Here is a 12,542-nt window from a genome sequence, read left to right as displayed (position 1 = left end):
GCCCCCGTCCGGAGGGACGGGGGCTTTCGATTGAGCCGATGACGGGAATCGAACCCGCGCTACCTGCTTGGGAAGCAGGAGTTCTGCCATTGAACTACATCGGCACTGTGTTTACTTGCGCTCGCGACTCTATCAGACCGGCTCCGACCGGATGCAACTCTTATCCGTTGCCGCAGGTACGGGTGGGGATTTCTGATCGAGGTCCGCATTCCGGTGATCGTTCCCGCGCGTCGGACGCGGCGCGCCGAAGATCGTCGGGTTCTTTCGCTGAAGCACCGAGTTTCGACTACCGGCGGTCGTAAACTTGGCCCGGGTCGAAAACCCGTCCACCACAGGAAGTTTGGATGCGCTGAACGGTAGCTAGCGCACGTTCGGCAAATCCTGCTCGGCGGTCGAGGAGGACGTATGACCGCAGTGCCCGCTCGTGAAGTGCCCGAGCTCGAGTCAACGCGGCCATATCCACGCCGGATGGGACCCAAGGGGTCGTATCTGTGGAAGGCCATCACCACCACCGATCCCAAGATGCTCGGGAACATGTATTTGTTCACCGCCGTGGTGTTCTTCCTGATCGGCGGCCTGCTGGCGCTGCTGATGCGGACGGAACTGGCGCGGCCGGGCCTGCAGTTCCTGACGCCGGAACAGTTCAATCAGCTGTTCACCATGCACGGCACCATCATGCTGCTGTTCTATGCGACACCGATCGTCTTCGGATTTGCCAATGCGGTGCTGCCGCTGCAGATCGGGGCGCCGGATGTGGCGTTCCCGCGGCTGAACGCACTCAGCTACTGGCTGTACCTGTTCGGGGCCACCATGGCCACCGCCGGATTCCTCACCCCGGGCGGCGCGGCCGACTTCGGCTGGACCGCCTACACCCCGCTCAGCCTGGCCGAACACTCGCCGGGCATGGGCGCGGACCTGTGGATCATGGGTGTGGCGGTGTCCGGTGTCGGCACCATCCTGGGCGGCGTCAATATGGTGACCACGGTCATCTGCCTGCGCTGTCCGGGCATGACCATGTGGCGCATGCCCATCTTCACCTGGAATATCCTCGTCACGAGTGTGCTTGTGCTGCTGGCGTTTCCGATCCTCACCGCGGCGCTCATGGGCCTGGAGTTCGATCGACACCTGGGCGGACACGTCTTCGACTCGGCCAATGGCGGGGCCATCCTCTATCAGCATCTGTTCTGGTTCTTCGGGCATCCCGAGGTCTATATCGTGGCGTTGCCGTTCTTCGGCATCGTGACCGAGATCTTCCCGGTGTTCAGCCGCAAGCCGCTGTTCGGCTACACCACGCTGGTGTACGCGACGCTGGCCATCGGCGCGCTGTCCATCGCGGTATGGGCGCACCACATGTATGCGACGGGATCGGTTCTGCTGCCGTTCTTCTCGTTCATGACCTTCCTGATCGCGGTGCCGACGGGCGTGAAATTCTTCAACTGGGTCGGCACCATGTGGCGTGGGCAACTCACCTTCGAGACGCCGATGCTCTGGTCCGTCGGTTTCCTGGTGACGTTCCTGTTCGGCGGGCTGTCCGGCGTCATCCTGGCCTCACCGCCGCTGGACTTCCATGTCTCGGACTCGTATTTCGTTGTGGCGCACTTCCATTACGTGCTGTTCGGAACCATCGTGTTCGCCACCTTCGCGGGCATCTATTTCTGGTTCCCCAAGATGACGGGCCGGCTGCTCGACGAACGGCTCGGGAAGCTGCATTTCTGGACCACGTTCCTGGGTTTCCACACCACCTTCCTGGTGCAGCACTGGCTGGGTAACCAGGGCATGCCGCGCCGCTACGCGGATTACCTGCCCAGCGACGGATTCACCACGCTCAACACCATTTCCACCATCGGCTCGTTCATCCTCGGGTTCTCGATGATCACGTTCGTCTGGAATGTCTTCAAGAGTTATCGATACGGCGAAGTGGTCACCGTGGACGATCCGTGGGGGTACGGCAATTCGCTGGAATGGGCCACCACCTGCCCGCCGCCGCGGCACAACTTCTACGAACTCCCGCGCATCCGCTCCGAACGCCCGGCCTTCGAACTGCACTATCCGCACATGGTGCCGCGCATGCGCGCCGAAGCGCACGCCAGCTGGGGGCTGCGCAAACCCAAACAGGTCACCGAGGCCGGGCCAGTCGATAAGGCGACCGGGCATTGACATAGTCTTTTGCCCGTGCTGCTTTCAGATCGCGACATCCGCAAGGAAATCGCCAACGGGCGTCTCGGGGTCGAGCCGTTCGACGAGACGCTGGTGCAGCCGTCGAGTATCGATGTGCGGCTGGACAGTATGTTCCGGGTGTTCAACAACACCCGCTACACCCATATCGATCCGGCGCAACGGCAGGACGAGCTCACCACGCTGGTCGAACCGGGCGAGGGCGAGCCGTTCGTGCTGCACCCGGGCGAATTCGTGCTCGGTTCCACCCTCGAGGTGTGCTCGCTGCCCGACGATCTGGCCGGACGGCTGGAGGGTAAATCCAGTCTGGGCCGATTGGGTCTGCTGACGCATTCCACCGCGGGATTCATCGATCCCGGATTCAGCGGGCACATCACGCTGGAACTGTCGAATGTGGCGAACCTGCCGATCACCCTGTGGCCGGGCATGAAGATCGGCCAGCTGTGCCTGATCCGGCTCACCAGTCCGGCCGAGCATCCGTACGGGAGCGCGGCCGCGGGCTCGAAATATCAGGGTCAGCGCGGGCCGACGCCGTCGCGGGCCTATCTGAATTTTCCCGTCTCGCGCTGAATCGCCTGCGGAGCCGGTGCCGAGTTGCCTTTCGCGCTAGCGGTTTCTGCCGGGTATTCGGCGTAAATCGGCCGCTGCCTGGACAGTTGACCGTCAGTGATGGCGCGAATACGCCGACCGGTGGGTGAGCAGACCGGGTGTACGGATGGCGCGGTACGTCGTAAGGTGACGGCGACAGGTGTATGGAATCAAGGGCGGGCAACGGATGAGTTCGGTTCTGGGAGTATCGGTGGGAGCGGGTGCGGTGCGTATCGCACGCCCGATCGCCGGTGATTCCGCCGAGACCGCCGCCTTCGATGTGCAGGCGGTGCCGGTCGGCGAGCGACGCGTCGACGAACTCACCGCCGATGTCATCGGCGCGGTGCTCGCGGCGGATTCCCGCATCAGCGCCACCGCCATCACCTACCGCGACGAGAATCACGCACGCGCCATCCGCGCCGAACTGGCGCGGCGGCAGTTCACCAATTACGAACTGGTGCCGGATGTGGTGGCGGCGCTGGAATTCCTCGAATACTCCGGTGAGCTGCAAGGTTTCGGCACGGTCGCGCTCTACGACCTGGGTGCGTCCGGTTTGTCCGTGACGGTGGTGGACACCGCCACCCGACAGGTCTGCTTCACCGAACGCACCAGCGACATCAGCGGCGACTACCTGGATTCGCTGATCCGCGAACAGCAGATCGCCTCCGGGCGCATCGCGCATCCGCCGGACCACACCGGGCTGGCCGCGCTGGACGCGCTCTGTCGCGAGGCCAAGGAACAACTCTCGACCAGCAATGCCGTCGCGCTGCCCTCCACCGAGGGGCTGGTGCTGCTGTCGCAGGAGAACTTCGAGGCCCTCATCATGCTGGCCGTCGAATCCTCCGCGCGCATGACCCGCGATGTCATCCTGCGCTCCGAGCAGCCCGTGCAGGCGGTCGCGCTGCTCGGCGGCTGCGCCCAGATTCCGCTGGTCGCAAGGGTTCTGCGGCGCTGGCTCGGGGTTCCGGTCACGGTGCCCGCCGCACCCGACACCGTGGTCACCCGCGGCGCGGCCCTGCTGGCGCGCCCCGTCATGGCCCGCCCGGCCCCCGCGCCCTTCCCCGCCGCGCACGACAGCGCGCCCGCCGCGCCCGCGGAACCGGCGCAGTCTTGGCCGTCCGGCCATCGGGTCGCGGTCGAGAAGTCCGGTCGCCGCCGCGAGATCAGCCTCGCCGGAGTGGCGGTCGGCGCACTCGTCGTGGTCGCCGCCATCGGCATCACCCTCGGCTGGGGATCCCAAGTCCTGAGCCATGATTCGCAGCGCCAGGACGCCGTCACCAGCTCCGTCCCGGTCACCACCACCCGCCCGGCCGAATCCACCACCGTCGCCCCCACCACCAGCGACGCCACCAACGAATCCCTGGCCGCCCCCCAGCCCCACAGCTACGCGACCACCACCACCGAGGCACCCCCCACCACGCCCGGCCCGAACACCATCACGATCATCCCGGGCTTGCCCCCGGTTATCGTGCCCACCATCCCCCCGCTGTTCCCGGCCCCGGCCGCACCGCAGTAGCCCGCCACCACAAGGTATTTCGGGCCGCCGCCTCCACAACCTCGCAGCCAGTCGGGCGCGTTGGCCCGGATCCTCGCGGGGGTTCGGGGGCGTCCTCGCGGGGGTTCGGGGGCGCAGCCCTCGAGTTCGCCCCTGGGGGTTCGGGGGCGAAGCCCCTGAGAGTTTCGAGAGTTGAATTGGGCCAAGTCCGCCCCGTCGACTGCCAGAAGGGGGCGGACTCGGTGGATCCGGCGCGAGCAGCGCCGGCGCGAGGACAGGCTGCGTTCAGTCCCCGCTCCCGGTTCCCACCGCCAGAGCTGTCGTGATAATCGCCGACAGGGGTGGGAGTTTGGTGTCGCGCGCGGGCGGCGTCACCCAGTGACAGCCCTCGCGCGTCCAGCGGCCGAGGCCCGTGGGCAGCATGACCGCGCTGCCTACGGCCGGAATGCCGATATCGAGCCGATTCAGGACCTCCATGATCTGATCGCCGGGCCGTGAATCCGGTTCGGCCAGAAAGCTCCAGCGAATCTGCCGCGCCAGCATGGGCCCCTCGCGCTGCTGCTGTTGCAGTGCGCCGCGGACCTTTTCGGCCCGCGCCACCGGTAGGTGCACCACCCCGACCTGCGCGGTGACGGGAAGCATGACGAATCCGCCGCGTTCGGTGACCGGCAAACCGAACTCGTGCCGGTAGTAGGAAACCCAGTCTTCGACTGTTCGGAGCTTGTCCGCGTTCACATCCCCGCCTCCTTCCCCTGACCACAAGGGTGGCGCGCGGATACCGCCTGTGAAAACGCCCGCACACCCGCATTCCACTGCCAATCCGCCGCCACTATTACCGATACGTATAAAGCCTGGTACCAACCGGGTTTCGGATGTGGTCGCGGCCAGTTTCCGCTCGTACCCTGGACATCGGAGTTCGTTCGGAAGGGATGGCACCGTGGTCCGGCACTGGTCAGGCAAAGAGGCCCGGGCCCTCCGCGATGCCAAGCGCATGAGTATCCGGGAGTTCGCGGCACATCTGGGCGTGCACGAGCGACTGGTCTCGAAGTGGGAGGCCGGGGGCGATCGGGTGCATCCCCGTCCCATCAATCAGGCCGCCCTGGATACCTCACTTGCCAGGTCCGACGATGTTGTGCGGGCACGGTTCGCGGCCTTGATCGATCAGCCTTCGAGCGAGCGCCCCGCCGTTCCCGGTTTCGATGTGCGCCAAGGCGGTTCCGAACTTTGGAGCGGCATGCCGGCGCAGGCCAGTTATTCCAGCGACGCGGAACTGCTGGCACTCGTCGACACGGGTGCGATGAGGGGCGATGCGTTAGCGGCGATTTCGGAGAGGGATCTGATCATGGCGGCTGCCCACGAAGCCAGCGAACACGCAGGCAGGGCCGAGGGCACCAATGTGGGTGCGACACTGCTCGAGCAGCTGGATGCGGATGTCACGCGCATCGCGAACGATTACGTACATATGCCGCCGGTGCCGATGATGGTGGAGATGTTGCGGGTGCGGCGGCGGGTGTACCGGTTGCTGGAAGGCCATCAGCGGCCTGCCGATACGTCTCATCTGTACCTTTTAGCGGGTACTTTGTCCGGTCTGCTGGCGAATGCCAGTACCGATCTGGGCTATTTCGATGCCGCCGGTGAACAGGCAAGGGCGGCTTGGGCTTACGCCGAACTGTGCGAGCACAACCCGCTGCGCGCCTGGACCCGCGGCATGCAGGCGCTCATCGAATATCGGGCCGAGCGGCCGCGCCGCGCGGTCGTGCTGGCTCAGAGCGGGCAGCACTACGCCGAATCCGCCACCTCGCGGGTGCGGCTGCTGAATATCGAGGCCCGCATCTGGTCGCGGCTGGGCAGTGCCGCCGACACCGAACGCTGCATCCGCTCCGCCGACGACGCCCGCGACAGCGAATCCAGCGACAACCTGCACGACGAGGTCGGCGGCGTCTTCGGCTTCAACCAGCCCAAGAGCCACTACTACGCGGGCGCGACCTACATCCACCTCGGGCAGGCGGCTCCCGCGCTGGACGCCACCAACCGCGCCATCGACCTGTACGTGAACGGGCCCACCGACAAACGCTCCTATGGCGCGGAATCGCTGGCCCGCGTGGACAATGCGGCCGCGCACCTGATCAACGGCAGCCTCGACGGGGCCGCCGCGGCCCTGGACCCGGTGCTGGAACTCGAGGAGGACAAGCGCATCGCGCAACTGGAGGAACGGCTCTCCGCGGTGCGTCAGCGCCTCGCGAGTCCCGAATTCCGCGATGCCGGGGAGGCCCAGGACCTGGACGAAAGGATCGAGGAGTTCTGCGGGTCGACCGCCGCGCGCAGCGTGCTACCTCCGGATACTGCCCGGTAGCCCTCTGGCACCATTGATCGGGTGAGCCCTTCTAGTCACCTACCGCACAAGTCCCCGCGCGTGCTGGAGCAGTCGACCAAACTCCAGAACGTGCTCTACGAGATCCGGGGGCCGGTACACGCACACGCGGCGCGGTTGGAGGCCGAAGGGCATCGGATTCTGAAGCTGAACATCGGCAATCCGGCGCCGTTCGGGTTCGACGCACCCGATGTGATCATGCGCGACATGATCGCCGCGCTGCCGTACGCGCAGGGCTACAGCGAATCGAAGGGCATCCTGTCGGCGCGGCGGGCCATCTTCACCCGCTACGAACTGGTGCCGGGCTTCCCGGAATTCGATGTGGACGACGTCTACCTGGGCAACGGCGTCTCCGAGCTGATCACCATGGTCATGCAGGCGCTGCTCGACAATGGCGACGAGGTGCTGATTCCCGCGCCGGACTATCCGCTGTGGACGGCCATGACTTCGCTCGCGGGCGGCACCCCGGTGCACTACCTGTGCGACGAGTCCAACGGCTGGCAGCCGGACATCGCCGACATGGAAGCCAAGATCACCGACAAGACCAAGGCGATTGTCGTGATCAACCCCAACAACCCGACCGGCGCGGTGTACTCCGCCGAGGTGCTGCAGCAGGTGGTGGACCTGGCCCGCAAGCATCAGCTGTTGCTGCTGGCCGACGAGATCTACGACAAGATCCTCTACGACGACGCCAAGCACGTGTCGCTGGCGACGCTCGCGCCGGACCTGCTGTGCCTCACCTTCAACGGCCTGTCCAAGGCGTACCGGGTGGCCGGATACCGCTCCGGTTGGCTGGTGATCACCGGGCCGAAGGATCACGCGGGCGGTTTCCTCGAGGGTATCGATCTGCTGGCCTCGACTCGGCTGTGCCCGAATGTGCCCGCGCAGCATGCCATTCAGGTCGCGCTCGGCGGGCATCAGAGCATCGACGATCTGGTGTTGCCGGGCGGGCGACTACTCGAGCAGCGCGATGTGGCCTGGGAGAAGCTGAATACGATTCCCGGCGTTTCGTGCGTGAAGCCGCAGGGCGCGCTGTACGCGTTCCCGCGGCTGGATCCGGAAGTCCATGAGATCCACGATGATTCGAAGCTGGTGCTGGATCTGCTGCTGCAGGAGAAGATCCTGATGGTGCAGGGGACCGGATTCAACTGGCCGCATCACGATCACTTGCGGATCGTCACGCTGCCTTGGGCGCGCGATCTGTCGGTCGCGATCGAGCGATTCGGGAACTTCCTCTCGAGCTATCGGCAGTAATTCCAGGCGGAAATTCTCGATCACGGCGTACTCGAGGGGTACGCTGGAGTACCGACGCGCCCTCGTATATACCCACCCTGACCTGCGGCTATTCGATCTTGTCCGGCTGTGGACACCCCTACTCCGGGTGGATGGCGCAGGTGGGACCATGGCAAAAACAAACCGCTGGTACGAAAAAGTTGGGTTTTTAGAGACTTAGCTAGCGCAAAGAACCGTCTTTTGTGTACAGTGGTCCTCGGCACCTAGAGTGCCCGACCGGACCGCCTACCCCCCCTGGGCCGTCCGGTCCTGTGTCAGCCGGCCTACCCCCCCTGGGCCGCTGATGCCGGGCGGCGGAGACATCCCCCTGCTCTCCGCCGCCCCTCCCGCAAGCTCCGGTCCGTTATCAAACGACTGGGGCTTTTTTGTTTCCGACTTCGGATTCGCAATGGCGCGGACAACCTCTCAGCATGTCGAGAATTGTTTTCCTTTAGGCTCTGCGCGTGAGCGATCACCATCACCACCATCACGACCACTCCGGGCCCATTGCTATCGGGACGAATGCCGCACGTGTTGTGGTCGGGCTGTTGGCGGTGATCGGATTAGCGGTGATCGCCGGATTGATCTGGTTATGGCCGAGTTCGCAGCACGTCGATATTCCGCTGCCCATGCAGGGTGCGGGTGGCGGGGCGGTGGCCACCCAGGCCGCGACGGTGATCAAACAGGACCTCGGGCCGTGCGGTAGCGGTACCGCCGGTCAGGTACTCGACCAGGAGCCGGAGTTGTTGCCGGCGGCGCAGCGGCAATGCACCCGCAGTGTCGTCTCCATCGAATCCGGGGCGGATCAGGGCAAATGGGCGATTCTGGTGAATTCGCCGGGGCCGGATCAGGCCCACTTACAGGTGGGCGACAAGATTCGCATTGCGCCGCAATCGGTTCCGAAGGATCCGACGAAACCGGTGAGTGCGGAGAATCCGCTCGTCACGTCGTATACGTTCAACGACTACGCCCGTGGGATGCCACTGATCATCATCGTGGTCCTTTTCGCGGTCGTCATCATCGCGGTGGCGCGGTGGCGCGGGCTGCGGGCGCTGATCGGACTCGTCATCGCGTTCGGCGTGCTGGTCTTCTTCCTACTGCCGGCGATGCTGGCCGGGGAGCCCGCGATACCGGTCGCAGTGGTCGCCGGCGCGGTAATCCTTTATGCCGTGCTGTATTTGGCGCACGGGGTGAACCTGCGCACCAGCTCGGCACTGCTCGGCACGCTGACCTCGATGGCGCTGGCGGCGGGATTGTCCTGGGCGGCACTGAAGGCGACTCGCCTGACCGGGCTTTCCGAGGAACAGAACACCAATGTCGCGGCCTATATCCAGCACGTGAGCATCACCGGGCTGCTGCTGGCCGGATTCATCATCGGCTCACTCGGTGTGCTCAACGATGTCACCATCACGCAGGCGTCGGCCGCATTCGAACTGGCGGCGCTCGACGAAAAGTCCAACCGCCGCAACATCTTCGCGGCGGCCATGCGGGTCGGACGCGATCACATCGCCAGTACGGTCTACACCCTGGTCCTCGCCTACGCCGGTGGCGCGCTGCCGCTGCTGCTGCTGTTCAGCGTCGCCGGGCGGCCGATCAGCGATGTGCTGACCAGCGACGCGGTCGGCATCGAGATCGCGCGGGCCGCGGTCGGTGGCATCGCGCTGGCCCTGTCGGTGCCGCTGACCACCGCCATCGCGGTCCTGCTGGCCCGGCCGCTCGGCGCGAAACCGGCGACGGCGCCCGCGGGCACCGGACGGTCGCGAAGCACGGGGGCGCAACGGAATACGCCCCGCCGCACGGGTGCGCCGCGTACCGGCGCGCAACCCGCAACCACTCGCACGGGCTCCCAGGCTGCCGCCCGCCGTACCGGAACCCCACGAACCGGTGAGCAATCGGCAGTGTCGCGCACCGGATCCCAGCCGGCCGCGGGCCGGGGCGCGCCCTACGGAGGCGATCAGCCGGTACCGAGAAGCGCTGCGCAATCGCGCGATTCGTGGAGTGGCGTGCAGTCGGCGGAGTCGGGCGGCGGGAGCGGTGAGCCGCCGACCATTCCGAGAACCAGTGTGGTGCAGCCGAATCCTGAGCCGGAAGCCGCTGTCTCGGACGAGCGTTCGTGGTACGCGACGGATGTCCCGCAGGAGCAGCGGCATACGACGTCCTCCTGGTTCAATCGCGATGAGCCGTGGACCGGGGCGGAACCGCGAGATGCGGGTCGATCGGAGCAACGGAATCAGGGCTGGCCGGATTCACCGGACCAGGGCTGGCCGGAGACACCGAACCAAGATTGGCCCGAGTCGCCGGATCAAGGGTGGCCACCCGAGCCGCCGCGTGGCGGCCGGCACTCCCGGTGAGCGAAAGCTGATGCGAGGGGCGTGTTCCCACGGAGGAACACGCCCCTCTCCGTCAGGTGCGGGGATGGTCATCGGTCACGGCGTGGCGGATAGGCGCGGGGAAATCCGTTGCGGCAGTGAACTCGACGAGAGGCCGGCCCGATTCGGCGGTTTCGGGCCCGCTACCCGCTCATGACGGGGTCTTGGGATCAGTCCACCATCTGCCACAGGGCGGGCGCGGCTTCCGGTGTCCAACCGGGGTCGTACACGGTATGGGCCTGCAGGCAGCGATAGCGCATGTCGTCATAGGTGACGAGGTCGCCGATATTGTAGTGCGCGCCGACCTTCCAGGCGGCAGCGGGTTTTCCGGCGGTGGTGGTGGGCTGCGGACTGCGGGTGGTGGTCGGCGGCATCGTGGTCGCGGGTGGTGTAGTCGTGGGTGGTGTCGTGGTGGCCGGCGTCGTTGTCGGTGCCGGGGTTGTGGTCGTCACCGGAGGCGTTGTGGTCGCGGGAGGCGTTGTGGTGGAGGGAGTTCCGCCACCGCCGCCGATCTGCAGGTCGACGCAGGAGTAGAAGGCATCGGCGGTGTCGCCGATATTCCAGACCGCCAGCAGTTTCTGGCGGCCGGTGAAGGCGCTGAGATCCACGGTGTGGCTGACGGTGTCGGCCGGTGGCGGATTGTTGCCGCCGTCGAAGACCGCGACCCGGGTCGCGCCGATGTAGTACTCCCAGTTCAGGGTGCGGTGTAGTGCGGTGAAGGTCCAAGTGAAAGTCGCAGTGCTGCCGACGGATTGGACCTGCCAGGGCTTGGTGTCGTCATCCAGTTCCAGGAAGCGGGAATTGCCGCCGCTGCATTTGTTCGAGCCCTTGGGCGCTTCCACGCTCTGTGGCTCGTATTTGATGTCGCCGCAGGATAGGAGCCCTTGGGCGCACTGCGCCTGGCGGCTCAGCGGTCCCGACACGTAGCCGTGGGCATGGGCGATGGCGGCTGGCAATATCGCGACGACGAGCGGTGTGATCCCGGCGGCCCCGAGCATGGACAGTCTTCTACCTATCACGTGAAACCCCTTGTGAGAGTGGGGTAGCGGAGGCCGGCGTGCTTCCCCGTGACGGATCTGAGATGTGATCCAGACCACTTTGTAGCAATAGCGTGCTCCAAAAGATATGACCCGGCAACCCTTTGGTCAAGCGTCCTACCACGCCTGACCGAATTGTCCTGTGCCACAGCAAACATCACTGGTTGCGCAGCAAACTTTGGCTTGGACACGACAGCGACACGCCGATCGCTGGCCCACCGGTGACACCGCTCAGAGCGAGGTGCGCGCCGCCTCGCACAACGCCGAGACGCCGTCGGCATCGGTGACGAAATGGTCGAAGCCGCTGGGCACTCCGAATTCGGCGAAGGACACCTCGGAATCCGGCTGCGGGCGGCCCGGCATCGGAATGCGCACCGCCGCATGGAGATCGCGCGTCCCGGTCAGCTCGATCACCCGGCGTGCGTTGTCGGCGCGCAGGCCACCGCAGGCCATCACGTCGATGCGGCCGTCGGCCAGATTCACCAGCCGCGCGATCAACGATGCCCCGTCGAGCACCGACTCCTGGCGGCCCGAGGTGAGCAGCCGGGTGAAACCGAGTTCCACCAACTGTTCGAAACCGATGGCCGGATCCGCGCACACATCGAAGGCGCGATGGAAGGTGACCTCCATGTCCTCCGCGGCGGCCAGCAATTCGGTATTGGCCGCCGGATCGATGTGACCGTCCTCGTCGAGCACCCCGATCACCACGCCGTGCGCACCCGCCGCCCGCACCCGCTCGATATCGCCCCGCATCAACGCCACCTCATCGGCCGAATAGCGGAAGTCGCCGGGACGCGGCCGGATCAGCACATGCACCTGCGTATGCCCCGCCGCCTCGACCGCCGCCTCGATCAGGGCGGCCCCGGGCGTGAGTCCCCCGACCGTCAGCCCCGAACACAATTCCACCCGGGTAGCCCCCGCCTGTTCGGCAATTCGGACCCCACCGAGAGACTCCACCCCGATCTCGACCCGAACCGCCCGCGCATCCGTCATACCTTGCAGTATGGCGAACTCCCGCCCGACATGTTGCCTGAGATTAGCCATTCCCGCATTAATGCCCCGTGAACGAACCCCGCAAACGCAGGCCGCAGACCCGCCTGCTCGTGCGGTCGGACCACTCGTCATCCCGGAATGACGGTGCCGGGCTCATCGAAATGGCGGTGACCGGGGATGCGAACCAGTGCTGAGACAACTCGGGCGGCGCTACCGAGGTGGTAGCGCCGCCCGAGTGGATC

8 protein-coding genes, 1 tRNA gene and 1 pseudogene are annotated in these 12,542 nt (G+C 65.9%); 6 read left to right on the top strand and 4 right to left on the bottom strand.

Going from position 1 to position 12,542, the window contains the following annotated elements; all coding sequences use genetic code 11:
• Positions 1-33: 33 nt before the first annotated feature.
• Positions 34-104, bottom strand: a tRNA-Gly gene (locus ACFXHA_RS19670).
• Between the two features lie 301 nt (positions 105-405).
• Here ACFXHA_RS19670 and ctaD point away from each other — a divergent pair.
• The 3 genes from ctaD to ACFXHA_RS19655 all read left to right on the top strand — a co-directional run bounded on the left by ctaD (position 406) and on the right by ACFXHA_RS19655 (position 4,279).
• Complete coding sequence (gene ctaD / locus ACFXHA_RS19665; protein WP_379358653.1) at positions 406-2,157, top strand: cytochrome c oxidase subunit I; 1,752 nt, start codon at positions 406-408, stop codon at positions 2,155-2,157.
• A gap of 15 nt (positions 2,158-2,172) precedes the next feature.
• Positions 2,173-2,745 (top strand): dCTP deaminase, encoded by a 573-nt coding sequence (dcd, locus tag ACFXHA_RS19660; RefSeq protein WP_379358651.1) that lies wholly within the window; start codon positions 2,173-2,175, stop codon positions 2,743-2,745.
• Positions 2,746-2,950: 205 nt separating this feature from the next.
• Positions 2,951-4,279: an Hsp70 family protein gene (locus ACFXHA_RS19655; protein ID WP_379358649.1), complete on the top strand. Its 1,329-nt coding sequence runs from the start codon at positions 2,951-2,953 to the stop codon at positions 4,277-4,279.
• Positions 4,280-4,543: 264 nt separating this feature from the next.
• Here the strand turns inward: ACFXHA_RS19655 and ACFXHA_RS19650 are convergent, their stop codons facing one another.
• Positions 4,544-4,993 carry a hypothetical protein gene (locus tag ACFXHA_RS19650; RefSeq protein ID WP_379358648.1) on the bottom strand — a complete coding sequence of 150 codons (450 nt, stop codon included), beginning with the start codon at positions 4,991-4,993 and terminating at the stop codon, positions 4,544-4,546.
• A 256-nt stretch (positions 4,994-5,249) separates the two neighbouring features.
• On the opposite strand from ACFXHA_RS19650, the gene ACFXHA_RS19645 reads away from it, so the two are divergent.
• The 3 genes and pseudogenes from ACFXHA_RS19645 to ACFXHA_RS19635 all read left to right on the top strand — a co-directional run.
• Entirely contained in the window at positions 5,250-6,611 is a 1,362-nt protein-coding gene (locus ACFXHA_RS19645) for an XRE family transcriptional regulator (protein WP_379358646.1), read from the top strand.
• A 12-nt stretch (positions 6,612-6,623) separates the two neighbouring features.
• Positions 6,624-7,883 (top strand): pyridoxal phosphate-dependent aminotransferase, encoded by a 1,260-nt coding sequence (locus ACFXHA_RS19640; RefSeq protein WP_379359583.1) that lies wholly within the window; start codon positions 6,624-6,626, stop codon positions 7,881-7,883.
• Between the two features lie 482 nt (positions 7,884-8,365).
• Positions 8,366-9,658 (top strand): annotated as a pseudogene (locus tag ACFXHA_RS19635) (YibE/F family protein); the annotation flags it as partial.
• Positions 9,659-10,440: 782 nt separating this feature from the next.
• Here the strand turns inward: ACFXHA_RS19635 and ACFXHA_RS19630 are convergent.
• Positions 10,441-11,289 carry a lytic polysaccharide monooxygenase gene (locus ACFXHA_RS19630; RefSeq protein WP_379358644.1) on the bottom strand — a complete coding sequence of 283 codons (849 nt, stop codon included), beginning with the start codon at positions 11,287-11,289 and terminating at the stop codon, positions 10,441-10,443.
• A gap of 249 nt (positions 11,290-11,538) precedes the next feature.
• A complete protein-coding gene (locus ACFXHA_RS19625; protein WP_379358642.1) occupies positions 11,539-12,300 on the bottom strand; it encodes a copper homeostasis protein CutC in 762 nt (253 codons plus the stop codon).
• Positions 12,301-12,542 lie beyond the last annotated feature (242 nt).

Origin of the sequence: Nocardia sp. NPDC059240, from assembly GCF_042753865.1 — a bacterium.
Lineage (GTDB): Bacteria > Actinomycetota > Actinomycetes > Mycobacteriales > Mycobacteriaceae > Nocardia.
The sequence above is the reverse complement of the archived record's forward strand: the minus strand, read 5'-3'. Positions and strand labels throughout refer to the sequence as shown.

Bases quoted from the DNA above. Each gene is read 5' to 3' on its own strand.
- ctaD (WP_379358653.1), top strand. From the start codon at position 406: ATGACCGCAGTGCCCGCTCGTGAAGTGCCCGAGCTCGAGTCAACGCGG.
- ACFXHA_RS19625 (WP_379358642.1), bottom strand. From the start codon at position 12,300: ATGACGGATGCGCGGGCGGTTCGGGTCGAGATCGGGGTGGAGTCTCTC.
- ACFXHA_RS19645 (WP_379358646.1), top strand. From the start codon at position 5,250: ATGAGTATCCGGGAGTTCGCGGCACATCTGGGCGTGCACGAGCGACTG.
- ACFXHA_RS19655 (WP_379358649.1), top strand. From the start codon at position 2,951: ATGAGTTCGGTTCTGGGAGTATCGGTGGGAGCGGGTGCGGTGCGTATC.